Source organism: Rubrivivax gelatinosus IL144, assembly GCF_000284255.1.
GTDB classification, from domain to species: domain Bacteria; phylum Pseudomonadota; class Gammaproteobacteria; order Burkholderiales; family Burkholderiaceae_C; genus Rubrivivax; species Rubrivivax gelatinosus_A.
This window is the reverse complement of record NC_017075.1, coordinates 66,684-92,255: the sequence shown is the minus strand read 5'-3', so window position 1 is coordinate 92,255 and position 25,572 is coordinate 66,684. Positions and strand designations below refer to the sequence as shown.

25 protein-coding genes are annotated in these 25,572 nt (G+C 71.0%); 15 read left to right on the top strand and 10 right to left on the bottom strand.

All coding sequences use genetic code 11. From position 1 onward, the window contains the following. Window positions 1–154 precede the first annotated feature (154 nt). Window positions 155–1,078: a LysR substrate-binding domain-containing protein gene (locus RGE_RS00430; protein WP_014426325.1), complete on the bottom strand. Its 924-nt coding sequence runs from the start codon at window positions 1,076–1,078 to the stop codon at window positions 155–157. Between the two features lie 176 nt (window positions 1,079–1,254). Between RGE_RS00430 and RGE_RS00425 the strand changes: the two genes are divergently transcribed. Then, complete coding sequence (locus RGE_RS00425; protein ID WP_014426324.1) at window positions 1,255–2,529, top strand: Glu/Leu/Phe/Val family dehydrogenase; 1,275 nt, start codon at window positions 1,255–1,257, stop codon at window positions 2,527–2,529. Window positions 2,530–2,719: 190 nt separating this feature from the next. On the opposite strand, the gene RGE_RS00420 is transcribed toward RGE_RS00425, so the two are convergent. Then, on the bottom strand, window positions 2,720–3,379 hold the full coding sequence (locus tag RGE_RS00420) for an OmpA family protein (protein ID WP_014426323.1): 660 nt from the start codon (window positions 3,377–3,379) through the stop codon (window positions 2,720–2,722). A 120-nt stretch (window positions 3,380–3,499) separates the two neighbouring features. Here RGE_RS00420 and RGE_RS00415 point away from each other — a divergent pair, with 120 nt between their 5' ends. After that, window positions 3,500–4,468: a Bug family tripartite tricarboxylate transporter substrate binding protein gene (locus RGE_RS00415; protein ID WP_014426322.1), complete on the top strand. Its 969-nt coding sequence runs from the start codon at window positions 3,500–3,502 to the stop codon at window positions 4,466–4,468. A 23-nt stretch (window positions 4,469–4,491) separates the two neighbouring features. After that, window positions 4,492–5,268, top strand: coding sequence for a tetratricopeptide repeat protein (locus tag RGE_RS00410; RefSeq protein WP_014426321.1), 777 nt, complete (start codon window positions 4,492–4,494; stop codon window positions 5,266–5,268). Window positions 5,269–5,301: 33 nt separating this feature from the next. On the opposite strand, the gene RGE_RS00405 is transcribed toward RGE_RS00410, so the two are convergent. Further along, window positions 5,302–8,301, bottom strand: a complete 3,000-nt coding sequence (locus RGE_RS00405; RefSeq protein WP_014426320.1) for an L-glutamate gamma-semialdehyde dehydrogenase — start codon at window positions 8,299–8,301, stop codon at window positions 5,302–5,304. A 93-nt stretch (window positions 8,302–8,394) separates the two neighbouring features. On the opposite strand from RGE_RS00405, the gene RGE_RS00400 reads away from it, so the two are divergent. Both RGE_RS00400 and RGE_RS00395 read left to right on the top strand, forming a co-directional pair. Continuing rightward, on the top strand, window positions 8,395–8,895 hold the full coding sequence (locus tag RGE_RS00400; protein ID WP_014426319.1) for an Lrp/AsnC ligand binding domain-containing protein: 501 nt from the start codon (window positions 8,395–8,397) through the stop codon (window positions 8,893–8,895). 139 nt (window positions 8,896–9,034) lie between these two features. Next, on the top strand, window positions 9,035–9,244 hold the full coding sequence (locus tag RGE_RS00395; RefSeq protein ID WP_014426318.1) for a hypothetical protein: 210 nt from the start codon (window positions 9,035–9,037) through the stop codon (window positions 9,242–9,244). A gap of 10 nt (window positions 9,245–9,254) precedes the next feature. Here the strand turns inward: RGE_RS00395 and RGE_RS00390 are convergent, their stop codons facing one another. Next, on the bottom strand, window positions 9,255–9,947 hold the full coding sequence (locus RGE_RS00390) for a YggS family pyridoxal phosphate-dependent enzyme (protein ID WP_014426317.1): 693 nt from the start codon (window positions 9,945–9,947) through the stop codon (window positions 9,255–9,257). Between the two features lie 43 nt (window positions 9,948–9,990). Here RGE_RS00390 and RGE_RS00385 point away from each other — a divergent pair, with 43 nt between their 5' ends. The 4 genes from RGE_RS00385 (at window position 9,991) to RGE_RS00370 (ending at window position 13,793) form a co-directional block, all read left to right on the top strand. Further along, entirely contained in the window at window positions 9,991–11,034 is a 1,044-nt protein-coding gene (locus RGE_RS00385) for a type IV pilus twitching motility protein PilT (RefSeq protein ID WP_014426316.1), read from the top strand. A gap of 142 nt (window positions 11,035–11,176) precedes the next feature. Next, window positions 11,177–11,698 carry a cyclic nucleotide-binding domain-containing protein gene (locus RGE_RS00380; RefSeq protein ID WP_148280091.1) on the top strand — a complete coding sequence of 174 codons (522 nt, stop codon included), beginning with the start codon at window positions 11,177–11,179 and terminating at the stop codon, window positions 11,696–11,698. 19 nt (window positions 11,699–11,717) lie between these two features. Further along, window positions 11,718–12,854 carry a PilT/PilU family type 4a pilus ATPase gene (locus tag RGE_RS00375; protein WP_014426314.1) on the top strand — a complete coding sequence of 379 codons (1,137 nt, stop codon included), beginning with the start codon at window positions 11,718–11,720 and terminating at the stop codon, window positions 12,852–12,854. Between the two features lie 48 nt (window positions 12,855–12,902). Continuing rightward, complete coding sequence (locus tag RGE_RS00370) at window positions 12,903–13,793, top strand: NAD(P)-dependent oxidoreductase (protein WP_014426313.1); 891 nt, start codon at window positions 12,903–12,905, stop codon at window positions 13,791–13,793. Window positions 13,794–13,827: 34 nt separating this feature from the next. Here RGE_RS00370 and RGE_RS00365 read toward each other — a convergent pair whose 3' ends face one another. Genes RGE_RS00365 through RGE_RS00355 form a run of 3 tightly spaced genes read right to left on the bottom strand, consistent with a single transcriptional unit; the run spans window position 13,828 to window position 15,470 of the window. After that, on the bottom strand, window positions 13,828–14,460 hold the full coding sequence (locus tag RGE_RS00365; RefSeq protein WP_043783641.1) for a BON domain-containing protein: 633 nt from the start codon (window positions 14,458–14,460) through the stop codon (window positions 13,828–13,830). Window positions 14,461–14,474: 14 nt separating this feature from the next. After that, window positions 14,475–15,032, bottom strand: coding sequence for an SIS domain-containing protein (locus RGE_RS00360; RefSeq protein ID WP_014426311.1), 558 nt, complete (start codon window positions 15,030–15,032; stop codon window positions 14,475–14,477). A gap of 51 nt (window positions 15,033–15,083) precedes the next feature. Further along, on the bottom strand, window positions 15,084–15,470 hold the full coding sequence (locus tag RGE_RS00355) for a YraN family protein (RefSeq protein WP_014426310.1): 387 nt from the start codon (window positions 15,468–15,470) through the stop codon (window positions 15,084–15,086). On the opposite strand from RGE_RS00355, the gene rsmI reads away from it, so the two are divergent. Further along, window positions 15,463–16,362: a 16S rRNA (cytidine(1402)-2'-O)-methyltransferase gene (gene rsmI / locus RGE_RS00350; RefSeq protein ID WP_014426309.1), complete on the top strand. Its 900-nt coding sequence runs from the start codon at window positions 15,463–15,465 to the stop codon at window positions 16,360–16,362. The genes RGE_RS00355 and rsmI overlap by 8 nt on opposite strands. Before the next feature lie 6 nt (window positions 16,363–16,368). Here the strand turns inward: rsmI and RGE_RS00345 are convergent, their stop codons facing one another. Beyond that, window positions 16,369–16,614: a hypothetical protein gene (locus RGE_RS00345; RefSeq protein WP_014426308.1), complete on the bottom strand. Its 246-nt coding sequence runs from the start codon at window positions 16,612–16,614 to the stop codon at window positions 16,369–16,371. A 182-nt stretch (window positions 16,615–16,796) separates the two neighbouring features. Between RGE_RS00345 and tldD the strand changes: the two genes are divergently transcribed. From tldD to RGE_RS00320, 5 genes are all read left to right on the top strand, one after another. Further along, complete coding sequence (tldD, locus tag RGE_RS00340) at window positions 16,797–18,260, top strand: metalloprotease TldD (protein WP_014426307.1); 1,464 nt, start codon at window positions 16,797–16,799, stop codon at window positions 18,258–18,260. Continuing rightward, complete coding sequence (locus RGE_RS00335; protein WP_014426306.1) at window positions 18,260–19,462, top strand: threonine ammonia-lyase; 1,203 nt, start codon at window positions 18,260–18,262, stop codon at window positions 19,460–19,462. Before tldD ends, RGE_RS00335 begins: the two co-directional genes overlap by 1 nt. Window positions 19,463–19,664: 202 nt before the next feature. After that, window positions 19,665–20,801: a 3-deoxy-7-phosphoheptulonate synthase gene (locus RGE_RS00330; RefSeq protein WP_014426305.1), complete on the top strand. Its 1,137-nt coding sequence runs from the start codon at window positions 19,665–19,667 to the stop codon at window positions 20,799–20,801. 54 nt (window positions 20,802–20,855) lie between these two features. Continuing rightward, window positions 20,856–21,140, top strand: a complete 285-nt coding sequence (locus tag RGE_RS00325) for an EF-hand domain-containing protein (protein WP_014426304.1) — start codon at window positions 20,856–20,858, stop codon at window positions 21,138–21,140. A gap of 66 nt (window positions 21,141–21,206) precedes the next feature. Further along, window positions 21,207–22,616: an FAD-binding oxidoreductase gene (locus tag RGE_RS00320; protein ID WP_014426303.1), complete on the top strand. Its 1,410-nt coding sequence runs from the start codon at window positions 21,207–21,209 to the stop codon at window positions 22,614–22,616. Window positions 22,617–22,622: 6 nt separating this feature from the next. Here RGE_RS00320 and RGE_RS00315 read toward each other — a convergent pair whose 3' ends face one another. After that, window positions 22,623–24,185 carry a SpoVR family protein gene (locus tag RGE_RS00315; protein ID WP_014426302.1) on the bottom strand — a complete coding sequence of 521 codons (1,563 nt, stop codon included), beginning with the start codon at window positions 24,183–24,185 and terminating at the stop codon, window positions 22,623–22,625. Next, window positions 24,182–25,468 (bottom strand): YeaH/YhbH family protein, encoded by a 1,287-nt coding sequence (locus tag RGE_RS00310; protein ID WP_014426301.1) that lies wholly within the window; start codon window positions 25,466–25,468, stop codon window positions 24,182–24,184. Before RGE_RS00310 ends, RGE_RS00315 begins: the two co-directional genes overlap by 4 nt. Window positions 25,469–25,572: the final 104 nt, after the last annotated feature.

Genomic DNA, 25,572 nt, shown 5'->3' with positions numbered 1-25,572 from the left:
GGACGGACGCGGCTGATACGCCGCCGCGAGGCGTCGGTTTTCTCGAGGACTGTAGGAGCGTGGCCGTGCCGCCGTCGTGTCAAAAGGGACGCGACGGCGCGGCAAATCGTCCAAATTCACGCAAAGCGCGGCGCGGCAAGGCTCGCGCGGCGGCTCAGGCGGTCAGCCGCTTGACCCCGGGCAAGGCGCAGGCATAGATCGCGTTGCGCAGCGCGGCGATCGCTTCGTAGCGCGTGAAGGTGCGGCGCCAGACCAGCACCACGCGCCGCGTCGGCACCGGTTCGGTGAACGGGATGTAGGCGACGTGCTTGTCGGGCTCGGCCGGCAGCGACAGCTGCGGCACGACGGTGACGCCCATGCCGGCGGCGACCATGTACTTGATCGTCTCCAGCGACGAGCCCTCGAAGCTCTTGCGGATGCCCTCGGCATCGCTGGAGAAGCGTGCGTACTCGGGGCAGACCTCGAGCACGTGGTCACGGAAGCAGTGGCCGGTGCCCAGCAGCAGCATGGTCTCGGTCTTCAGCTCCTCGGCGCTGACGCTCTCGCGCCCGGCCAGCGGGTGGCTGCGCGGCACCGCGGCGAGAAAGGGCTCGTCGTACAGCGGCGCCACCGCCATGCCGGTGTCCGGGAAGGGCTCGGCCATGATCGCGCAGTCGAGCTCGCCGGTGCGCAGCGACTCCAGCAGCTTGACCGTGAAGTTCTCCTGGATCATCAGCGGCATCTGCGGCACGAGCTCGATCGCGCTGCGCACCAGGTCGGGCAGCAGGTAGGGCCCGATCGTGTAGATGACGCCCATGCGCAGCGGGCCGGAGACCGGGTCCTTGCCGCGCTTGGCGATCTCGCGGATGGCCTGCGCCTGCTCGATGACCTGCTGCGCCTGGCGCACGATCTCCTCGCCCAGCGGCGTGACGCTGACCTCGCTGGCGCCGCGCTCGAAGAGCTTGACGTCGAGTTCCTCCTCCAGCTTCTTGATCGCGACGCTGAGCGTCGGCTGCGACACGAAGCAGGCCTCGGCGGCGCGGCCGAAGTGCCGTTCGCGCGCCACCGCGACGATGTACTTGAGCTCGGTGAGGGTCATGGTGCGATTGTCGCCGGCCGCGCCCAGGCCTGAGGACATGCGAAATTTGCATGCAAAACCAGGGTCAGCGCGAATCCCACGATGCGGACGGCGTCCTACAGTCGCCCCCAGCGCGCCCGGGGAGCCGTCCACGAGACGGCCGCCCCGCGCGACACCCTCCCACCAGGAAGATTCCGATGCCGCAACCGCTTTCCTTCGTCCACCCGACGCCGCACAGCCCCTGGGGCACCTACCTCGCCCAGGTCGACCGGGTCGTGCCCTATCTCGGCCACCTCGCCCGCTGGGCCGAGACGCTCAAGCGCCCGAAACGCGCGCTGATCGTCGACATCCCGATCGAGATGGACGACGGCCGCATCGAGCACTTCGAGGGCTACCGCGTGCAGCACAACATGTCGCGCGGCCCGGGCAAGGGCGGCGTGCGCTACCACCCCGACGTCACGCTCGAGGAAGTGATGGCGCTGTCGGCGTGGATGAGCATCAAGAACGCCGCCGTCAACCTGCCCTACGGCGGCGCCAAGGGCGGCGTGCGCGTCGACCCCAAGCAGCTGACGCACAAGGAGCTGGAGCGCATGACGCGGCGCTACACCAGCGAGATCGGTCTGATCATCGGCCCGCAGCAGGACATCCCGGCGCCGGACGTGAACACCAACCCGCAGATCATGGCGTGGATGATGGACACGTACTCGATGAACGTCGGCGCCACCGCGACCGGCGTCGTCACCGGCAAGCCGATCCACCTCGGCGGCTCGCTGGGCCGCGTGAAGGCCACCGGCCGCGGCGTCTTCGTCACCGGGCGCGAGGCGGCGCGCCGCCTCGGGCTGGACCTGAACGGCGCACGCGTCGCGGTGCAGGGCTTCGGCAACGTCGGCTCGTCGGCGGCGGAGCTCTTCGCCCAGGCCGGCGGACGCATCGTCGCGGCCCAGGACCACACCGGCACCATCGTCAACGACAAGGGCCTGGACATCGCCGACCTGACGGCGCACGTGAAGGCCACCGGCGGCGTCGGCGGCTTCCGCGGCGGCGAAGCGGCCGACGGCGAGAGCTTCTGGGACGTGGCCTGCGACATCCTCGTGCCGGCGGCGCTGGAAGGCCAGATCACCGCGGCGCGCGCGCAGCGCCTGAAGGCGCGCATCGTGCTGGAAGGCGCCAACGGCCCGACGCTGCCCGACGCCGACGACATCCTCGCCGAGCGCGGTGTGCTGGTCGTGCCCGACGTGATCTGCAACGCCGGCGGCGTGACCGTCAGCTACTTCGAGTGGGTGCAGGACTTCAGTTCGTTCTTCTGGACCGAAGACGAGATCAACGTGCGCCTCGAGAAGATCATGATCGGCGCCTTGAAGCGCATCTGGGACACCGCCGACCGCCACCAGATCACGCTGCGCACCGCCACCTTCGCGGTGGCGTGCGAGCGCATCCTGATGGCCCGCGAAGAACGCGGCCTGTATCCCTGAGGTCAGCGAGCGCCGGAGAAGCTCCCCGCCACCGGCGATCAAGCTTCCCGCCACGGCCCGGCTCTGCCGGGCCGTCGGCGGACGGCCTTGCAGGCCGCGCCGGGCCAGTGGCCCGGCTCCTCGCAAGGCGAGAACCGTCCGACAGGACCGTTCTCGTCCAAGCTCGGCCCCCTTGGGGGGGTAGCGAGCGTCAGCGAGCTTGGGGGCTCTCAGGTTCTCTCAGGAAGATCTCGACGCGGCGGTTCTTGGCGCGGCCGGCGTCGCTGCCGTTGTCGGCCACCGGCTCGCGCGAGCCGCGGCCGGCGATCTCCAGGCGGGACGAGGGCACGCCCCGGTCTTCGAGGTAGTCGCGCACGGTGCGGGCGCGGGCCAGCGACAGCGGGTCGTTGATCGCGTCGCTGCCGGTGCTGTCGGTGTGGCCGACGATGCGCACGTGCATCGTCTGGTCCAGGCCCTTGGCGAACTGGTCCAGCACCGGGCGCAGCGAGGGCTGCAGGTCCGAGCGGCCGACAGCGAAGGACAGGTCGCTGGGCACGTTGACCTTCAGCTGGTTGTCCGGCGTGCGCGCGACGTCGATGCCGGTGCCGGCGGTGGCCTGCTCCATCGCCCGGCGTTTGTCTTCCATGCGCTTGGACCACAGATTGCCGCCGACGGCGCCGACGACGCCGCCGATGACGGCGCCCGTGCCGGCCTTGCCGCCGGTGGCCTTGCTCAGCACCGCACCGCCGAGCGCGCCGATGGCGGCACCGGTGGCCGTGCCCTTGGAACGTTCGTCCATGTTCTCGCAACCGGCCAGCACGGCGACGGCGGCGACGACGGCGGCGATGCGCAGCGTGCCTCGTGGGGTCATTCGTCTTCTCCTTGTCTTGCGTCACGACCGGGCCGGCACGCGGCGGATGCCGCGGCGGGCCCGGGTTCCGTAGGATCTTAGGTTCCGATCCGAGACCCCGGTAAGCAACGGTATACCGCGATGAAACGCCGCTCCGCCCTGCTCGGCCTGGGCGCCTGGGCCGCCTCGTTCGGCGCCCGCGCCGCCGAGGCCTGGCCCACCCGCCCGGTGCACCTGATCGTGCCCAGCGGCCCCGGCAGCTCGCTGGACCTGATCGCACGCGCGCTCGCCGAACGCCTGGCGGCACGCTGGGGCCAGCCGGTCGTCGTCGACGACAAGCCGGGGGCCGGCGGCGTGATCGGCGTCGACGCTGCGGCCAAGGCGCGCGACGGCCACAGCTTCGTGCTCGGCTTCAACGGCCCGCTGGCCTTCGCGCCCTTCCTCTACCGCCGCCTGCCTTACGACCCGGCACACGACCTGGTGCCGATCGTGATGACGACCTCGCAGCCCAACGTGCTGGCCGTCAACGCCGAGCGCGTGCCGGCACGCACGGTGGCCGAGTTCGTCGCCTGGGCGCGCACGCGCCGCGACGGCATCGCCTACTCGTCGCTGGGCAACGGCAGCTCGGCGCACCTGACGATGGAACTGTTCCTGCACGAGGCCCGCCTCGCCGGCGTGCACGTGCCCTACAACGGCTCGCCGCCGGCAGCGCTGGCCGTGGCCCAGGGCGAGGCCGACGCCAGCTTCATGGTCGCGCCGGCGCTGCTGCCGCATGCACGCGCCAGACGCGTGCGTCTGCTGGCCGTCACCGGTGCCGAACGTCTGCACTCGCTGCCCGAGCTGCCGACGATGGCCGAGGCCGGTTACCCGGCCGTGCAGTCGCTGGCCTGGAACGGCCTGCTGGCGCCGGCGGGCACGCCCGAGGCGGTGATCGCGCGCGTCGCCGCCGACGTCAACGCCGTGCTGCGCGAGCCCGCCGTGCGTCAGGCGCTCGACGCGCAAGGCCTCGCGCCGGTGGGCGGCAGCGGCGCCGACTTCCGTCGTACGATCGACGCCGAAATCAAGCGCTGGGGCCCGGTGATCACGCGCCTGGGCGTCCGGCTCGACTAGCAGAACGCACAAATCCGATCGCCATGACGACCCCGACGCTGTCCTACGACGTCTCCGACGCCGACTTCGAAACCGCCGTCCTCGACCGCTCGCTCGACGTGCCGGTGCTGCTGGACTGCTGGGCGCCGTGGTGCGGCCCCTGCCGCTCGCTCGGCCCCATCCTCGAGAAGCTGGTGCAGGCCTACGGCGGCCGCTTCGTGCTGGCCAAGCTGAACACCGACGAGTCGCCGCAGGTCGCGCAGGCGATGGGCATCCGCAGCATTCCGCAGGTGACGCTGTTCGCGGGCGGCCGGCCGGTCGACCAGTTCATGGGCGCGCTGCCCGAAGGCCAGATCCGCGCCTTCCTCGACCGCCACCTCGGCCCGGCCGACGAGCAGCCCGAGCAAGAGCCGCAATGGGGCCCGCTCGACGAAGCCGAGGCCCTGCTCGGCGAAGGCGCGCTGGCCGAAGCCCAGGCGCTGCTGGAGGCGATCCCCGAAGCCGAGCGCGACGAGCGCCACGCCAAGCTGCTCAAGCGCCTGGCGCTGGCCTCACAGGCGCCCGCAGGCGACCCGGCGGCGCTGGCGGCGCGCATCGCCGCCAACCCGAAGGACTTCGACGCGCGTTTCGCGCTGGCCGCGCTGCACGCCCACCGCGGCGACTTCGCCGCCGCCTTCGAGCAGCTGCTGGACATCGTGCTGCGCGACAAGGCCGAGTGGCGCGAGAAGGCGCGTGTGCAGATGGTCGAGTGGTTCGAGGTCTGCCCCGATCCCGAGGTCGTCAGCCACGGCCGGCGCTACCTCGGGATGTACCTCAACTGAGGCGCGCGCAAGAGGCCGCGAGGCCTCTCGCGCTCAGTGGCCCAGCCCGGCCAGCAGCTCGGCGTTGCCGCCGGCGGCGGCGGTGTTCACCGTCAGCGTCTGCTCGGCGCAGAAGCGGTACAGGTAGTGCGGGCCGCCGGCCTTGGGGCCGGTGCCCGACATCCCTTCGCCACCGAAAGGCTGCACGCCGACGACCGCGCCGATGATGTTGCGGTTGACGTAGACGTTGCCGATGCGCGCCAGCTGCGCGATGCGCTCGGCGCGGCTGTCGATGCGCGTCTGCACGCCCAGCGTCAGCCCGTAGCCCAGCGCGTTGATGCGCGCGACGAGCTGCTCGACGTCGCCGCTCCAGCGCAGCAGATGCAGCACCGGGCCGAAGATCTCCTCGCGCAGGTCCTCGACGGCGCCGATCTCGAAAGCCACCGGCGCCACCAGGCGCGGCACGGCCGGCGCCGCCGGCGCCGGCGTCTCGCCGACGAGGCGCGCTTCGGCGCGCAGACGGGCGACGTGGCGCTCCAGATTCGCGAACGCCTCGTCGTCGATGACCGGGCCGACGTCGGTGGACAGCAGCGCCGGGTCGCCCAGCGAGAGTTCCTTCATCGCCCCGGCGAGCATCGTGAACACGCCGTCGGCGACGCTCTCGTGCACCGCCAGCAGGCGCAGCGCCGAGCAGCGCTGGCCGGCCGAGCGGAAGGCGCTCTGCACGACCGCGTCGACCACCTGCTCGGGCAGCGCGGTGCTGTCGACGATCATCGCGTTGAGGCCGCCGGTCTCGGCGATCAGCGGCACGATCGCGCCGTCCTTGGCCGCCAGCGTGCGGTTGATGAGCCGCGCGACCTGGGTGCTGCCGGTGAAGCAGACGCCCGCGGTGCGCGCGTCGGCCACCAGCGCGGCGCCGACGGTCTCGCCGGGGCCGTGCAGCAGCGCCAGCGCGTCCTCGGGCACGCCGGCCTCGTGCAGCAGGGCGACGAAACGTGCGGCCACCGCCGGCGTCTGCTCGGCCGGCTTGGCGGCGACGGGGTTGCCGGCGACCAGCGCCGCCACCACCTGGCCGGCGAAGATCGCCAGCGGGAAGTTCCACGGGCTGATGCAGACGAAGACGCCGCGGCCGTGCAGGCGCAGCGTGTTGCGCTCGCCGGTCGGGCCGGGCAGCAGCTGCTCGCCCAGGCGCGCCTCGGCCTGCTCGGCGTAGTAGCGGCAGAAGTCGGCGGCCTCGCGCACCTCGGAGACGGCGTCGCCCAGCGTCTTGTGCGCTTCCTTGACGAGCAGGCCGCAGTACTCGGGCAGGCGCGCTTCGAGCAGGTCGGCGGCGCGGCGCAGCGCGCCGGCACGCTCGGCCAGCGGGCGCGCGCTCCAGGCGCCGAAGCCGGCGGCCAGCCGCGCCATCGCGGCAGCGCTGTCCTCGGGGCGGGCCTCGGCGACGGCAGGCACGCGCGTCGCGGCGACGGCGGCCAGCAGCGGCGCACGCATCGCCTCGCAGGCCAGATCGGCACCAGCGGAGTTGGGCCGCGTCGGGCCGTACAGCGCCGCCGGCAGCGGCAGGCCGGACTCCGCCGTGGGCGCCAGCGGCGAGGCCAGCAGCTCCGCGGGCGCCACCGCCGGGTCGGCGAGCTGGTGCACGAAGGACGAATTGGCGCCGTTCTCCAGCAGCCGGCGCACCAGGTAGGCCAGCAGGTCGCGGTGCTCGCCGACCGGGGCGTAGACGCGGCAGGCGATGCTGCCGTCCTTGAGCACCTCGCGGTACACGCCCTCGCCCATGCCGTGCAGGCGCTGCATCTCGAAGGGCACGCCGGCGGCACGCGCCATCTGCAGGATCGCGGCGATGGTGCCGGCGTTGTGCGAGGCGAACTGCGGGTACAGCACGTCGGCGTGGCCCAGCATCGCGCGCGCGCAGGCCAGGTAGGAGACGTCGGTGTGGTGCTTGTGCGTGAACACCGGGTAGGCCGGCAGACCCAGCTCCTGGGCGCGTTTGGCCTCGCCGTCCCAGTAGGCGCCCTTGACCAGGCGGACCATGAAGCGCAGGCCGTGGCGGCGGGCGATCGCGGCGACCTCGTCGATGACCGCCAGCGCGCGCGTCTGGTAGGCCTGCATGGCCAGGCCGAAGCCCTGCCACTGCGGGAAGGCGGCGGCGATGCGGTCGGCGATGGCGTCGAAGACGTCCAGCGAGAGCTCCAGGCGGTCGACCTCCTCGGCGTCGATCGTCAGGTTCAGGTTGGCGGCGGCGGCGCGTTCGACCAGCGTCCAGACGCGCGGCAGCAGGGTCTCGAAGACGCGCTCGCGCTGCGCGTCCTCGTAGCGCGAGAACAGCGCCGACAGCTTGATCGAGATGCCGTCGCCTTCCATCGGCGGCAGCGGCCCGCGTTCGGCGCGGCCCGAGGCGATGGCGGCGATCGCGTTCTCGTAGCTGGCGAGATAACGCTCGGCGTCGTCTTCGGTGCGCGCGCCCTCGCCCAGCATGTCGTAGCTGAAGCGCAGCATCGGCTGCGCCTTGCGCTGCGCCGCGGCTTCCTTCATCGCCTCGTCGATGCTGCGGCCGAGCACGAACTGGCGGCCCAGCAGCTGGATCGCACGCACGGTGGCGGCGACGACGGTGCGCGCGCCCAGGCGCTGCAGCAGGCCGGCGGGCTGCTCGGCGCCGGGCAGGAACTTCTTCGACAGCGCGATGGCGCTCGCCGACAGGCTGGCCAGCATCTTGTGCGGGCCTTCGTCGCCGCTGCCGTCGAAGTCGGCGCGGCCGAGCTGGTCGGCGGTCAGCGCGACGGCGGTCTCGGCGTCGGGCACGCGCAGCAGGGCTTCGGCCAGGCGCATCAGCGCCAGGCCTTCGGCGCTGGAGATCGGGTACTCGCGCAGCAGCGACTCCATCGCCCAGAACGGTGCCGGGTTGGCGCGCACCTGCTCGACCCAGGGCGTGGCGGTCTCGATCACACGCGGCCAGTCGAGCGCGCCTTGCAGCGACGCCAACGCGGCGGCGATGGCCTCGGACTCGGGGCGGTACGGGAACGGCAGGCGTTCACGCGGCGGCGGGACGGGCATGGGCACTCTCCTGGGCGACAAACGGGCGCAGTGTGGGGGGCGACGCACCGCATCCGATTCGGAATGAGGCCCGTTTGACCGAGAATCCCACGGATGGAAGACGCCACAACCGAGCAGGGTCAGCGCTCAGGCCCGCGCGAGCTGGACAAGATCGACCGCCGCATCCTGCGCGTGCTGCAGGCCGACGGACGCATCAGCAACCTCAAGCTGGCCGAGGAAGTGCACTTGTCGCCGACCGCGGTGCTCGAACGCGTCAAGCGCCTCACGCGCGACGGCTACATCGTCGGCTACGAAGCGCGGCTGGACCCGAGCAAGCTCGGTGCCGGGCTGCTGGTCTTCGTCGAGATCCTGCTCGACCGCACGGTGCACGACGTGATGGACACCTTCAAGGCTGCGGTGCAGGTGCGGCCCGAGATCCTCGAGGCCCACCTCGTGGCCGGCGGCTTCGACTACCTGCTGAAGACGCGGGTCGCCGACATGGCGGCCTACCGCGAGTTCATCGGCAGCGTCATCTGGACCCTGCCCGGCGTGCGCGAGACGCGCACCTACGCGGTGATGGAAGAAGTGAAGAACAGCACCCGCATCCCGGTCTGAACGCACGTTTTCGCGCACCACGCCACGCCGCCCGGCCTGCAGGCGGGCGGACCCTCTGCCGATTCACCAAAAACGATGATTTGATCGGCGCCGGCCGCGCGTGCGGCACGACGACATCGGGAACGACAGGGAGTCAAAGATGTTCTCGAAACCCGACCCCACGGGCCTGATCGGCCCGACGACGAGCTTCGCGCCTTCGGGCCTGGGTGAGCTGCCGCTCGCCGAGCCGCCGCCGCGGCGCGCCGACGGCGCCGAGCGCCGCCACCTGCTGCTGATCGAAGGCGCAGCGATCACCGCGCTGATCGCCGCGCTGGCCCTCGAACTGGGAGTCGCGCTGGGGCTGTACTAGCGCCTGCGCATCAGCGCCGGCCGAAGATCGCGGTGCCGATGCGCACCAGCGTCGCGCCCTCGGCGACGGCGGCCTCGAGGTCGGCGCTCATGCCCATCGACAAGGTGTCCAGCGCCAGCCCCTCGGCGTTGAGCGCCTCGAGCATCGTGCGCAGCCGCGCCAGCGGCAGGCGCTGCGCCGCCGGGTCCTCGCTGGGCTCGGGGATGGCCATCAGCCCGCGCAGCCGCACGCGTTCGGCCGGCAAGGCGGCGACGGCCCGCGCCAGCGCCGGCAGGTCCTCGGGCGCGCAGCCGCTCTTGGAGTCCTCGCCGCTGACGTTGACCTGCAGGCACAGCTGCAGCGGCGGCAGCCAGGCCGGGCGCTGCTCGGCCAGGCGCTGGGCGATCTTCAGCCGGTCCACCGAATGCACCCAGTCGAAGGCCTCGGCCACCGGGCGCGTCTTGTTGCTCTGCAGCGGGCCGATCAGATGCCATTCGAGCTCGGGCCGCAGGTCGACGAGTTCGGCGATCTTGGCCAGCGCCTCCTGCACGTAGTTCTCGCCGAAGGCGCGCTGGCCCGCGGCGTGCGCGGCGCGCACATCGGCAGCGGGAAATGTCTTGGAGACGGCGAGCAGCGTGACGCTTTCCGCGTCACGGCCGGTCGCATTCGCGGCCGCGGCGATACGCCGCTTCACTTCTTGCAGGTTGCTTGAGATGCTGCCCATAATCGTTTGAACACTGGGCGAAAGGCGCCCTCGCGCTCCTGTCATGGACATCACCCAGCTGCTCGCATTTTCGGTCAAGAACAAGGCGTCCGACCTGCACCTGTCGGCCGGGCTGCCGCCGATGATCCGCGTGCACGGGGACGTGCGTCGCATCAATGTCGAACCGCTGGACCACAAGATGGTCCACGCGATGGTCTACGACATCATGAACGACGCCCAGCGCAAGCACTACGAGGACACGCTGGAGTGCGACTTCAGCTTCGAGATCCAGGGCCTCGCACGTTTCCGCGTCAACGCGTTCAACCAGAACCGCGGCGCCGGCGCGGTGTTCCGCACGATCCCGAGCAAGATCCTGACGCTGGAGCAGCTGGGCACGCCCAAGGTCTTCTCCGAGCTGGCGCTCAAGCCGCGCGGCCTGGTGCTCGTCACCGGCCCCACCGGCTCGGGCAAGAGCACTACGCTGGCGGCGATGATCAACCACCTCAACGAGAACGAGTACGGCCATGTGCTCACCGTCGAGGACCCGATCGAGTTCGTGCACGAGAGCAAGAAGTGCCTCGTCAACCAGCGCGAGGTCGGCCCGCACACGCTCTCCTTCGCCAACGCGCTGCGCTCGGCGCTGCGCGAGGACCCGGACGCGATCCTGGTCGGCGAAATGCGCGACCTGGAGACGATCCGCCTGGCGCTGACCGCCGCCGAAACCGGCCACCTGGTCTTCGGCACGCTGCACACCTCCAGCGCCGCCAAGACCATCGACCGCGTCGTCGACGTCTTCCCCGCGGCCGAGAAGGAGATGGTGCGCGCGATGCTGTCCGAGTCGCTGGTCGCCGTCATCTCGCAGACGCTGTGCAAGCTCAAGGACGGCTCGGGCCGCGTCGCCGCGCACGAGATCATGATCGCCACCTCGGCGATCAAGAACCTGATCCGCGAGAACAAGATCGCCCAGATGTACTCGGCCATCCAGACCGGCCAGAGCCTGGGCATGCAGACGCTGGACCAGAACCTCGCCGACCTGGTGCGCCGCAACGTCATCACGCCCGCCGAGGCGCGCGCGAAGGCGAAGATTCCTGAGAACTTCCCCGGGTGACGATGGCCCCCCCCCGTAGCGCCTTCGGCGCTCCCCCCCAGGGGTGCGACGCCAGCGGCCGGGCAAAGCCCGTCCGCGGCGTCTGCTTGATAGGCCGTCGGTTCGCCACCCTCTGCACGCCTGCGCTGGGCCGGGAACGCGCATGAGCGACGCCGCTTCTTGGGCGCAGCGTGCGGCGCAGGTCGGGGCGCAGGCCTTCGACGCCGATGAAGGCCTGCGGCGGCTGGCAGCGCTGTGGGCGGGCGGGCGGCGGCCGTTCGACGAGGCGTCGATGGCGCGGCTGGCGCCTTACCTCGTCTTCGTGCGGGTCGCCGCCGGCAAGCGGCTGATCGTCCAGGACGAGCCGGGCGAGTTCATGGTCGTCGTGCTCGAGGGCACGGTGGTCGTCGAACACCAGGGCGCGACGACGACGGCGCGGCTGGCCGAGATCCGCCCGGGCGACGTGCTCGGCGAGATGTCGCTGCTCGACGCCGGGCCGCGGCTGTCGGACTGCCGCAGCACCGAGCCCTGCGTGCTCGCGGTGCTCGAGACGAGCAAGCTGCTGGCGCTGATGAACGCCGACGCACAACTCGCGCTGATGCTGCTGGCGGCGCTGGCCCGGCGGCTGTCGCTGCGGCTGCGGCAGACCAGCACGCGGCTGTCGGCGCTGCTCGGCGACGCCTGAGCGCAAGGGAGAACACCAGATGGAACGCGACCAGGCCTCGAAATTCGTCAACGATCTGCTGCGGCTGATGATCACGCGCAGCGGCTCGGACCTCTTTCTCACCGCCGACTTCCCGCCGGCGATCAAGGTCGACGGCAAGGTGACCAAGGTCTCGCCGCAGCCGCTGACCGGCCAGCACACGCTGCAGCTGGCGCGCGCGGTGATGAACGACAAGCAGGCCGCCGAGTTCGAGCGCACCAAGGAGTGCAACTTCGCGATCAGCCCGCAGGGCGTGGGGCGCTTCCGCGTCAACGCCTTCATGCAGCAGGGCCAGGTCGGCCTGGTGCTGCGCACGATCCCGCAGACGCTGCCGACGATCGACACGCTGGGCCTGCCGGGCGTGCTCAAGGACATCGCGATGACCAAGCGCGGCCTGGTCATCTTCGTCGGCGCCACCGGCTCGGGCAAGAGCACCTCGCTGGCGGCGATGGTCGACTGGCGCAACGAGCACTCCTACGGCCACATCATCACCGTCGAGGACCCGATCGAGTTCGTGCACCCGCACAAGAACTGCATCGTCACGCAGCGCGAGGTCGGCGTCGACACCGACGGCTGGGAGCAGGCGCTGAAGAACACGCTGCGCCAGGCGCCCGACGTGATCCTGATGGGCGAGGTCCGCGACCGCGAGACGATGGAGCACGCGGTGGCCTTCGCCGAGACCGGTCACCTGTGCATGGCCACGCTGCACGCCAACAGCGCCAACCAGGCGCTGGACCGCATCATCAACTTCTTCCCCGAGGAGCGCCGCGGCCAGCTGCTGATGGACCTGTCGCTGAACCTCAAGGCCCTGGTCAGCCAGCGCCTGATGCCGCGCCAGGAAGGCCGCGGGCGCGTCGCGGCCGTCGAGATCATGCTCAACACGCCGCTCGTGTCGGACATGATCTTCAAGGGCGAGATCGGCGAGATCAAGGAGCTGATGAAGCGCTCGCGCGAGCTCGGCATGCAGACCTTCGACCAGTCGCTGTTCGACCTCTACGAAGCCAACGCGATCACCTACGAGGACGCGCTGCGCAACGCCGACTCGGTCAACGACCTGCGCCTGCAGATCAAGCTCAACAGCCAGCGCGCGCGCAGCCGCGACCTCTCCGCCGGCACGGAGAACATGCGCGTCATCTAAGGCCGGGCGGCAGAATCGGCGGTCCCCACCGCCAGACACCGCCCGCCGATGAGCAAGACCTACGACCCCGTTCCCGCCCGCTCCGTCGCCTTCATCGGCCTGGGCGTCATGGGCTACCCGATGGCCGGGCACCTCGCCCGCGCCGGCCACCGCGTCACCGTCTACAACCGCAGCGCCGCCAAGGCCCAGGCCTGGGTCGCCGAGTACGGCGGCGCCAGCCAGCCGACCCCGGCCGAAGCCGCGGCCGGCGCCGAGTTCGTCTTCTGCTGCGTCGGCAACGACGACGACCTGCGCGCCGTGACGCTGGGCGAGACCGGCGCCTTCGCCGGCATGGCGCCGGGCGCGGTCTTCGTCGACCACACGACGGCCTCGGCCGAAGTGGCTCGCGAACTACAGGCCACCGCCGAAGGGCGTGGCCTGCAGTTCGTCGACGCCCCGGTCTCCGGCGGCCAGGCCGGTGCCGTCAACGGCGTGCTGACCGTGATGTGCGGCGGCGACGAGGCCGCGTTCGAGTCCATGAAGCCGGTGGCGCTGGCCTTCGCACGCGCCGTCACGCGCATCGGCGACAGCGGTGCCGGCCAGCTGGCGAAGATGGTCAACCAGATCGCCATCGCCGGCCTGGTGCAGGGCCTGGCCGAAGCCATCGCCTTCGGCCAGCACGCCGGGCTGGACATGCCGCTGGTGCTCGACGTCATCGGCAAGGGCGCGGCGCAGAGCTGGCAGATGGACAACCGCGGCAAGACGATGGTCGAAGGCAAGTTCGACTTCGGCTTCGCCGTCGACTGGATGCGCAAGGACCTCGGCCTGGTGCTCGACGAGGCGCGCCGCAACGGCGCGCGCGTGCCGGTGACGGCGCTCGTCGACCAGTTCTACGCCGAGGTGCAGGCGCTGGGCGGACAGCGCTGGGACACGTCCAGCCTGATCCAGCGCCTGCGCTGAAGACGGGCGGCGGGCCGGCGGCCCGCCCGCTCGTTCAGCGGTTGCCGGAGGCCGGCTCCGAAGGCTGGGTGGCCTTCTGCAGGTTGGCGAGCTCGGCTTCGGAGATCACCTCGAAGACGCGCACGACGCGCTGCACGCCCGAGACCGAGCGCGCCAGGTCGGAGGCGCGCGTCGCCTCGCGTTCGGTGACGCGGCCCATCAGGTAGACCGTCGCGCGTTCGGTGACGACCTTGATCGCCGGCGCCTGCAGGTCCTTGGCGTCGACGAAGGTCGCCTTCACCTTGCTGGTGAGGATGAGGTCATTGGAACGCGAGCTCAGCGAGCTGTTGCCGGCCACCGCCAGCTCGTTGGCGACGCTGCGCACGTTCTCGACGCGGCGCACGGCGCGCTCGACACGCTGGCGGTCGTCCTCGGTCGGCACCTCGCCGGTCAGCAGCACCTGGCGGTTGTAGCTGGTGATGCTGACGTGGCCCAGCGTCGCCAGCTCGCGCACGGCGTTGCCGGCCTTGAGCTCGATGCCTTCGTCCTCGACCTGCGCACCCGAGGTGCGGCGGTCGATGACCATCATGCTGCCGCCGACCATCGCGCCGCCGACGATCAGCGGTGCGCAGGCCGACAGCGTCGTCGCGGCAGCCGCCGCAGCCAGGGCCAGCGCCAGCGGGCGCATCACGAGTCGGGTGTTCACGGTTCCTGTTCTCCCATCAGTTGGAGGTCGATCGCGTCGCACAGGCAGTGCAGCACGAGCAGTTGCAGCTCGAGTGCGCGGCCACCGCGGGCGTGCGGGAGCGCGACCTTGACGTCGGTTTCGGCGAGCTGCGCCGCGACGGCCGCGGCCGCCGCTCCGGTGCCGGCGCTCAGGCCCGCCACCGTCATGTCCTTGTCGTGCGCCGCGGCGATCGCCGCACGCGCCATGCGGCCGTCGCCGTCGGCCGGCTCGATCCAGAACAGCACGTCGCCGGGGTGGCCCAGCGCGAGGATCAGCTGTTCGGCGTCGGCGCCCAGCACCATCGCCGGCAGCGGCGGGCGTTCACGTTCGTAGCCGGCGACCAGACGCTGCGCGAAGTGCAGCGCCAGCGCGGAAGCGGCGCCGCCGCCGCCGATCATCAGCTTGCCGCCGGAGGTGATGGCCCCGACCAGAGCGCCGCAGGCCTCGGCGATCGGGCGCGACAGCGCCTCGGCGGTCTGGTACTTCAGGTCGGCGCTGTCGAAGAATTGCTGCTGGATCCGCTGCTCGAGCATAGGCGCGGGATGATAAGGCCCGGGTTTTTCACGACCCCGCCATCGGCGGGCTCAAGCGGCATCGAACGCCGCCTGAAGCCATTCAACGCGCCCATCGTCAATACAGACGACATCGAAGCGGCACGGCGGCAGCACGCGCCAGCGCAGCAGGTAGTGCTGCGCCGCATAGACGATGCGCGCGCGCTTGCTCGCGCCGATGCTGGCCGCGGCGCCGCCGAAGCCGCGGCTGCGCCTTGAACGCACCTCGACGAAGACCAGCGTGCCGTCGCCGTCGCGCAGGATCAGATCGACTTCGCCGCCGCGCGCGTGCGGGCCGCGGGCGACCCGATAATTGCGCTCCAGCAGCGTCAGGCCGCGCGCTTGCAGCCAGGCCAGCGCCCGAGACTCGGCGGCATCGCCGAGCGCCTTCGTCCCCTGCTCCGACGCGCCCTTGAACATCACGCCCTCCGCGCTGCTCGCCGCAGCCGATGCCGCCGCCGGCGGCCAGCAGTTCCCGCCCGGCGCACTCTACGTCGTCGCGACGCCGATCGGCAATCTCGCCGACATCACGCTGCGGGCGGTGCACGTGCTCGCCCGTGCCGACGCCGTCGCCTGCGAGGACACGCGCGTCGGCGCCCAGCTGCTGCGCCACCTGGGGCTGGACAAGCCGCTGGTCGCGCTGCACGCCCACAACGAACAAGGCGCCAGCGCGACGGTGCTGGCGCGGCTGGCGGCGGGCGAGTCGGTGGCCTACGTCAGCGACGCCGGCACGCCGGCGGTCAGCGACCCCGGCGCGGTGCTGGTGGCGCAGGCCGCGGCTGCCGGCCATCGGGTGATCCCGGTGCCCGGCGCGAGCAGCGCCGTCACCGCGCTCAGCGTAGCCGGCGACACCGTCGGCGCGGGCTTCCGTTTCGTCGGTTTCCTGCCTTCGCGCGGCGGCGAACGCCGCGACGCGCTCGCCGCCTGCCTGGGCGAGCGTTCGACGCAGGTGCTGTTTGAGGCCCCGCACCGCATCGAGGCGCTGGCTGCGGCGCTGGCCGAGGGCGCGCCCGAGCGCCGCGTGACGCTGTGCCGCGAGCTGACCAAGCAGTTCGAGACCGTGGCGACGATGGCCGCCGCCGAGCTACCAGGCTGGCTGGCCGCCGATGCGAACCGGGTGCGCGGGGAGTTCGTGCTGGTGCTGCACGCCCTGCCGGCCGTCGTGGCCGAAGGGCTGGCGCCGTCGGCGCTGCAGACGCTGGAGGTGTTGTTGCGCGAGCTGCCGTTGAAGCAGGCCGTCGCGCTGGCCGCCGAGATCAGCGGCGCGCCGCGCAACGCGCTGTACCAAGAGGCCTTGGCGCGGCGCGGCTGACGGCGCTTACTTGCCGGCCGGGGCGGCGGGGGCAGCCGGGGTCGCCGGCGTGGCGGGCGTCGCGGCGGCAGCCGGGGCGGCCTTCTTCGCCTTGTGCTTGGCCTTGTGCTTCACGGCGTGCTTGGCGGGCGCCGTCGCGGCGGTGTCGGCCGGAGCGGCGGGAGCAGCGGCCGGCGTGGCCGGCTGGGCGAACGCACCGGCGGCGGCGAGCGTCAGACCGGCAGCAGCGATCAGGGTGCGAATCGAGGTCATTCGGATATTTCCTTCGGGGTTTGGCGGTGGGTCACCATGACCCCCGCCTCCAGACAACGCGGGGCGCACGAAAGCTGCGCACATCACGAATGTCAACGCCCGGTAAAGAAGCGTGAAGCGCCATCACGCCGGCGGGGGCTCGGAGGCGACTCCTACAATCTGCGCCCCACCCGGAGGTGCCGATGATCACCCGCGAACCCACCCTCGAACGCCTGGCGATCGCGCAGTCGTCGCTGCTCGAACCCGCCGGCATCGGCGAGGCGCAACTCGCGCGGGCGCTGGCGACGATCGCCGAGCACCGCGTCGACGACGCCGACCTGTACTTCCAGAGCACGCGCCACGAAGGCTGGAGCCTGGAGGAAGGCATCGTCAAGGGCGGCAGCTTCAGCATCGACCAGGGCGTCGGCGTGCGTGCCGTCGCCGGCGAGAAGACCGCCTTCGCCTACAGCGACGACCTGTCCGAAGCCGCGCTGCTGGACGCCGCGCGCACCGTGCGCACGATCGCCGCCGCCGGCCAGAACAAGCGCGTCAAGCTGGCGCGCGCGCCGCGCATCGCCGCCAGCCGCGCGCTGTACGCGCCGATGGACCCGATCGCGACGCTGGACAGCACGCAGAAGGTGGCGCTGCTCGAACGTGTCGAGAAGCTCGCCCGCGCCAAGGACCCGCGCATCGTCCAGGTGATGGCCGGGCTGGCCGCCGAATACGACGTCGTCTTCGTCGCGCGCGCCGACGGCACGCGGGCCGCCGACGTGCGGCCGCTGGTGCGGCTGTCGGTCACCGTGATCGCCGAGCAGGACGGCCGCCGCGAGGTCGGCACCGGCGGCGGCGGCGGGCGTTTCGGCCTCGGCTACTTCCAGGACGCGGTCATCGAAGGCTACGTGCGCCAGGCCGTCGACGCGGCGCTGACCAACCTCGAGAGCCGGCCGGTGCCGGCCGGCGAGATGACCGTCGTGCTCGGCCCCGGCTGGCCCGGCGTGCTGCTGCACGAGGCCGTCGGCCACGGGCTCGAAGGCGACTTCAACCGCAAGGGCTCCAGCGCCTTCTCCGGCCGCCTGGGCCAGCGTGTCGCCGCCCCGGGCGTCACCGTGCTCGACGACGGCACCCTGCCCGACCGCCGCGGCTCGCTGAACGTCGACGACGAAGGCGTGGCATCGAAGCGCAACGTGCTGATCGAGGACGGCATCCTCGTCGGCTACATCCAGGACAGCCTGAACGCGCGCCTGATGGGCGTGAAGCCCACCGGCAACGGCCGGCGCGAAAGCTACGCCCACCTGCCGATGCCGCGCATGACCAACACCTACATGCTCGCCGGCGACAAGCCGCGCGAGGAGATCGTCGCGTCGATGAAGCGCGGCCTCTACGCCACCAACTTCGGCGGCGGCCAGGTCGACATCACGAGCGGCAAGTTCGTGTTCTCGGCCAGCGAGGCCTTCTGGGTCGAGAAGGGCAAGATCCAGTACCCGGTCAAGGGCGCGACGATCATCGGCAGCGGCCCGGATGCGCTCAAGCGCGTCAGCATGATCGGCAACGACCTGGAGCTCGACACCGGCGTCGGCACCTGCGGCAAGGAAGGCCAGAGCGTGCCGGTGGGCGTCGGCCAGCCGACGCTGCGCATCGAGCGCCTGACCGTCGGAGGAACCGCCTGATGGCCGCCGTCGAATACGCCGACATCGAGGCCGCCGCCGGCCGCCTGGCCGGCCACGTGCTGGACACGCCCTGCGTCGAGAGCCGCACCATCGGCCAGATCCTCGGCGCCCAGGTCTTCCTGAAGTTCGAGAACCTGCAGTTCACGGCCTCGTTCAAGGAGCGCGGCGCGCTGAACAAGCTCTGCGCGCTGGTGCAGCAAGGCGTGGCCGGCGTCGTCGCCGCCTCGGCCGGCAACCACGCCCAGGGCGTCGCCCACCACGCCCAGCGTCTGGGGCTGCGCGCGGTCATCGTGATGCCGGTGCACACGCCGACGGTGAAGGTCGAGCGCACGCGCGGCTTCGGCGCGGAAGTCGTGCTGCACGGCGAGACCTTCGACGAGGCGCGCGACCGGGCGCTCGAGATCGCCGCCGAGCAGCGCCTGGAGTTCGTGCACCCCTTCGACGACCCGCTGGTCATCGCCGGCCAGGGCACGATCGGCCTGGAGATGCTGCGCGCCCAGCCCGAGCTGGACACGCTGGTCATCGCCGTCGGCGGCGGCGGGCTGATCAGCGGCATCGCCACCGCGGTGCGCGCGGTGCGCCCGGACATCCGCATCGTCGGCGTGCAGACGGCGCGTTTCCCGGCGATGGTCAACGCCGTCAAGGGCACCCAGCACCCGCAGGGGCTGACGACGATCGCCGAAGGCATCGCCGTCGGCCAGCCGGGCGAGATCACGCGCGCGCTGATCACCGAGCGTGTCGACGACCTGGTGCTGGTCGACGAAGGCGACATCGAGCAGGCCATCGTGATGCTGCTCGAGATCGAGAAGACGCTGGTCGAAGGCGCCGGCGCGGCCGGCCTGGCGGCGCTGCTGAAGGAACCCGAGCGCTACGCCGGGCGCAAGGTCGGCCTCGTGCTCTGCGGCGGCAACATCGACCCGATGCTGCTGTCGGCGATCATCGGCCGCGGCATGGTGCGCGCCGGGCGGCTGGCGCGCATCCGCGTCGGCGCACGCGACACGCCCGGCGTGCTGGCGCGCATCACGACGGTGGTGGCGCAGGCCGGCGCCAACATCGACGAGGTCCACCACCAGCGGGCGTTCTCGACGCTGTCGGCGCAGAACGTCGAGGTCGAACTGGTGCTGCAGACGCGCAACCCGCGCCACGTCGCCGACGTCGTGCAGGCGCTGCAGGCCGCCGGTTTCGGCGCCCAGGCCTACTGATCGCGTCAGCCTGGCGTCCGTTCGAGCGTGCTACATTCGACCCCGATGCGTCCCGCCGCCTATTTCTTTGCCTTCTTTTGGTTCTCGCCCCGTCCGGCGGCTGGAGAGGCAAACGCGTAGACGAACGCACCCGAACCCAGAAAGACCGCCGGAACCCCCGGCGGTTTTTTTTCGCCCGTCCCCGACCACAGGAAGCCCCGTCATGAGCCCGAAATCCGCCGCAGCGACCGAGAGCCGCTACGCGCTGAGCGAGAAGACCAGCCAGACCGACGACCAGCGCATCCGCGACGTCACGCCGCTGCCGCCGCCGGACCACCTGATCCGCTTCTTCCCCATCGCCGGCACGCCGGTCGAGACGCTGGTGTCGGGCACACGGCAGAAGATCCGCCAGATCATGCACGGCGAGGACGATCGCTTGCTGGTCATCATCGGCCCGTGCTCGATCCACGACCCGGCCGCGGCCGTGGAGTACGCCCGCCGCCTGCACGCCGAACGCGAGCGCCACGCCGCCGACCTCGAGATCGTGATGCGCGTGTATTTCGAGAAGCCGCGCACCACGGTCGGCTGGAAGGGCCTGATCAACGACCCCTACCTCGACCAGAGCTACCGCATCGACGAAGGCCTGCGCATCGCGCGCCAGCTGCTCGTCGACATCAACCGCGAAGGCGTGCCGGCGGCCAGCGAGTTCCTCGACGTCATCTCGCCGCAGTACATCGGCGACCTGATCGCCTGGGGCGCGATCGGCGCACGCACGACGGAGAGCCAGGTGCACCGCGAGCTGGCCTCCGGACTGTCGGCGCCGGTGGGATTCAAGAACGGCACCGACGGCAACATCAAGATCGCGACCGACGCGATCCAGGCCGCCGCGCGCCCGCACCACTTCCTGTCGGTGCACAAGAACGGCCAGGTGGCGATCGTCGAGACGCGCGGCAACAAGGACTGCCACGTCATCCTGCGCGGCGGCAAGACGCCGAACTACGACGCCGCCAGCGTCGCCGCGGCCTGCGCCGAGATCGAGGCGACCAAGCTGCCGTGCCGGCTGATGATCGACGCCAGCCACGCCAACAGCAGCAAGCAGCACCAGCGCCAGATCGACGTCATGCGCGACGTCGGCGGCCAGATCGCCGCCGGCAACCGCTGCATCTTCGGCGTGATGGTCGAGAGCCACCTCAAGCCCGGCGCGCAGAAGTTCAGCGCCGGCAAGGACCCGGCCTCGCGCCTGGAGTACGGCGTCAGCATCACCGACGCCTGCATCGGCTGGGACGACTCGGTCGGCGTGCTCGACGGCCTGGCGGCCGCCGTGCGTGCGCGCCGCGAACAACGCCGGCAGGCCGCCTGACGAGCCGGCGGGCGCCCGGTTTGCCCGGGCGCGGCCTCCCGCCCAGGAGACGCCGTGAACCGCCCGCCCCGACTCGTTCGCACGCTCGCCGCGCTGATGCTGGCGCCGCCGCTGATGGCGCAGACGGCGCCCGACGCCCCGGTCGACCCGGTGCGCGCCGCCTTCGACCGTGCCGACACCGACCACGACGGCCGCCTGTCGCGCGCCGAAGCCGCCAAGCTGCCGACTGTCGGGCCGAAGTTCGAGCAGTACGACGAGAACCGCGACGGCTACCTGAGCTTCGAGGAGTACCGCACCGGCTTCCCGGTGGCGCCGGCGGGCACGACGGCCGGCGCTTGACGACTCCTAGAATGCCTGCCCCAGGATGACGCCGCGGCGCGCCGCGCGCGAGGAGTCGAATCGATCGTGAGCGCTGTCCCCCACGATGCCGCCACCGAGGCGCCGCGCCGCCCGCTGCCCGAGACGCTGCTGGCCGCGCTGCGCACGCGTTTCGGCGAACGCTGCAGCACCGCCGAGGCGGTGCGCCTGCAGCACGGCCGCGACGAGTCGCCCTTCCCCGTCACGCCGCCGGACGCCGTCGTCTTCTGCGAGAGCAGCGAGGAGGTCGCCTTCGTCGTTCGCCTGGCCGGCGAACACCGCGTGCCGCTGATCCCCTACGGCACCGGCTCGTCGCTCGAAGGCCATCTGCTCGCCGTGCAGGGCGGCCTCAGCGTCGACGTCTCGCGTTTGACGCGCGTGCTGCGCATCGACGCCGACGACCTGACGGCCACCGTCGAGGCCGGCGTCACGCGCGAACAGCTCAACGCCGAGCTGGGCCTGTTCTTCCCGGTCGACCCGGGCGCCAACGCGTCGATCGGCGGCATGGCCGCCACGCGCGCCAGCGGCACGAACGCGGTGCGCTACGGCACGATGCGCGAGAACGTGCTGGCGCTGACCGTCGTCACCGGCACAGGCGAAGTCGTGCGCACCGGCACGCGCGCACGCAAGTCGGCCGCCGGCTACGACCTGACGCGGCTCTTCGTCGGCAGCGAGGGCACGCTGGGCGTGATGACCGAGCTGACGGTGCGGCTGTATCCGCTGCCCGAGGCGGTCAGCGCCGCGGTCTGCCACTTCCCCGACGTCGCCTCGGCGGTGCGCACGACCATCCAGACCATCCAGCTCGGCGTGCCGATCGCACGCTGCGAGTTGCTGGACGTCAACGCGGTGCGTGCGGTGAACCGCCAGTCGGGGCTGGGCCTGCGCGAGGCGCCGATGCTGCTGATGGAGTTCCACGGCAGCCCGGCGGGCGTGCAGGAGCAGGCCGAGACGGTGCAGGCGATCGCCGCCGAGCTGGGCGGCGAGGACTTCGAATGGGCCGACACGCCCGAAGAACGCAGCCGGCTCTGGGCCGCCCGCCACCGCGCCTACTTCGCCGGCATGCAGCAGCACCCGGGCACCCGCTCGGTGACCACCGACACCTGCGTGCCGATCTCGCGCCTGGCCGAGATCGTCGAAGCCTCCGTGGCCGATGCCGAAGCCAGCGGCCTGCCCTATTACATCGTCGGCCACGTCGGCGACGGCAACTTCCACCTCGCCTACCTGGTGCGCGAAGGCGACGCCGCCCAGCGCGCGACGGCCGAAGCGATGAGCGAACGCATGGTGCGCCGCGCGATCGCGATGGAAGGCACCTGCAGCGGCGAACACGGCGTCGGGCTACACAAGATGGGCTTCCTGGAAGAGGAAGCCGGCGCCGGCGGCATCGCGCTGATGCGGGCGGTCAAGCAGGCGCTGGATCCGCTGGGGATCCTGAACCCGGGAAAGATCTTCCGCGCCTGAACCCCGTCAGGCCTGCGGCGGCGCTGGCACGCTCCAGCGCTTGGTGACGTCGTTGCGCGCGTTGACGCTCTCCAGGTGCACGGCGAAGCCCCAGAGCCGCGCGACGTGCTTGAGCACCTCCTGCGCGTTGTCGTGCAGCGGCCGGTCGTTGTGCTGGAAGTGGCGCAGCGTCAGCGAGCGGTCGCCGCGCAGGTTGACGTTCCAGACCTGGATGTTGGGCTCGCGCGAGCCCAGGTCGTACTGGTGCGACAGCGCCTCGCGCACGCGGCGGTAGCCGGCCTCGTCGTGGATCGCGCTGACTTCGAGTTCGCTCTGCTTCTCGTCGTCGACGATCGCGAACAGGCGCAGCTCGCGCATCAGCTTGGGGCTCAGGTACTGGCCGACGAAGCTCTCGTCCTTGAAGTTGCGCATCGCCTGGTCCAGCGCCGGCAGCCAGGGCGTGCCGGCGATCTCGGGGAACCACTGGCGGTCCTCGTCGGTCGGCTTCTCGCAGATGCGCTGGATGTCGTTGTACATCGCGAAGCCCAGCGCGTAGGGGTTCAGGCCGCTGTAGGCGCGGTGGCCCACCGGCGGCTGGTAGACGACGTTGGTGTGCGACTTCAGCCACTCGATCATCACGCCGTCGGTCAGGAAACCGTCGTCGTACATCGTGTTCAGCAGCTTGTAGTGCCAGAAGGTGGCCCAGCCTTCGTTCATCACCTGGGTCTGGCGCTGCGGATAGAAGTACTGGGAGATCTTGCGCACGATGCGCACGATCTCGCGCTGCCAGGGCTCGAGCAGCGGCGCGTTCTTCTCGATGAAGTACAGCAGGTTCTCCTGCGGCTCCTCGGGGAAACGTTTGCTCTCGGCGGCCGGCGAGTCCTTCTCGGCGCGCCGCGGCAGCGTGCGCCAGAGGTCGTTGACCTGCTGCTGGGCGTAGGCCTCGCGGTCCAGGCGCTCGGACAACTCCTGCGCCAGCGACTTGCGGCTGGGCCGGCGGTAGCGGTCGACGCCGTGGTTGGCCAGCGCGTGGCAGCTGTCGAGGAAGGCTTCGACGGCGTCCAGGCCGTGCTTCTCCTCGCACTTGGCGACGTAGTCCTTGGCGTAGACCAGGTAGTCGATGATCGACGACGCGTCGGTCCACATCCGGAACAGGTAGTTGCCCTTGAAGAAGCTGTTGTGGCCGTAGGCGGCGTGGGCGATGACCAGCGCCTGCATCGCCATCGTGTTCTCCTCCATCAGGTAGCTGATGCAGGGGTTGCTGTTGATGACGATCTCGTAGGCCAGCCCCATGTGGCCGCGCTTGTAGTTCTTCTCGGTGGCGATGAACTCCTTGCCGTAGCTCCAGTGGCGGTAGTTCACTGGCATGCCGACAGATGCGTAGGCGTCCATCATCTGCTCGGCGGTGATGATCTCGAGCTGGTTCGGATAGGTGTCCAGGCCGAAACGTTCGGCGGTCGCGCGGATGATCGCGTGGTACTTGTCGATCAGCTCGAACGACCAGTCGCTCGGACCGGGAAGAGGTTCCCCTGGCCGCTCGCCGGGCGGGATCGGCTCGGTGAGCAGCGTGCGCGCGGTGCCGTGTTTCATGCCGCCTGCTTCCCTTCCTTCTTGAACAGGTCGCGGAAGACCGGATAGATCTGGTCGGCGCTGGTGGCCTTGCGCATCGCGAAGTGGCGGTGCCCGGCCTGCAGCTGGGTGTACTCCTCCCAGAGGTTCTGCTCTTCCTCGGCGACCTGCACGTAGGCGTAGTAGCGCACCAGCGGCAGCAGCTTGTCGCCCAGCAGCTCGCGGCAACGGCCGCTGTCGTGGTGCCAGTTGTCGCCGTCGCTGGCCTGGGCGCCGTAGATGTTCCACTCGCTGGGGCTGTAGCGCGCGCGGATGATCTCCTCCATCAGCACCAGCGCGCTGGAGACGACGGTGCCGCCGGTCTCGCGGGCGTGGAAGAAGTCGTGCTCGTCGACCTCCTGCGCCTGCGTGTGGTGGCGGATGAAGACCAGTTCGATGCGCTCGTAGTGCTTGGTCAGGAACAGGTACAGCAGGATGAAGAAGCGCTTGGACAGCTCCTTGCGCGCCTCGTCCATCGAGCCCGAGACGTCCATCAGGCAGAACATCACCGCCTTGCTGGTCGGCACCGGCACGCGCACCCGGTTGCGGAAACGCAGGTCGATCGGGTCCAAGTAAGGGATGCGCTCGACACGCGCGCGCAGCCGGGCGATCTCTTCTTCCAGCGCCTCGATCTCGCTCTCGCCGACGGCGTCGCCGGGCTGGACCTCGGCTTTCAGCACGGCCAGGCGGTCCTCCAGCTCGCGCAGTTCGCGCCGCGAACCGGCGCCGATGGCGATCCGGCGGCCGATCGCGCCGCGCATCGAGCGCACGACGTGCAGGTTGTTGGGCGTGCCGTCGCTGCTGAAGCCGGCGCGGTGGGTCTTCCACTCGGGCACCTCGGCGAGCTGGGTGCGCACCAGGTGCGGCAGAGCCAGGTCCTCGAAGAAGACCTGCATGAACTCTTCCTTGCTCAGCGCGAAGGCGAAATCGTCCTCGCCCTCGCCCTGGTCGCTGGCCTGCCCGCTGCCGCTGCCACCACCGCCACCACCCTTGGGGCGCTCGATGCGGTCGCCGCGGATGTACTCCTGGTTGCCCGGATGCACGATCTCGCGCACCCCGCCCTGGCCGTGGCCGAACACCGGCTCGGACAGGTCCTTCTTCGGGATGTGGATCTCCTCGCCGCGCTCGATGTCGCGGATGCCGCGGCCGTCGATCGCACGTTTGACCGCTTCACGGATCTGCTCCTTGTGCCGGCGCAGGAAACGCTCGCGGTTGCCGATCGACTTGTTCTTGCCCGCGAGCCTGCGGTCAATGATTTGCTGCATCCTAGGTTCCCCCCCGTAGCGCCTTCGGCGCTCCCCCCCAGGGGGGCACCGCCAGCGGCCCGGCGAAGCCGGTTCCGCGGCGGTCGCTTGACGCGCTTCGGTCG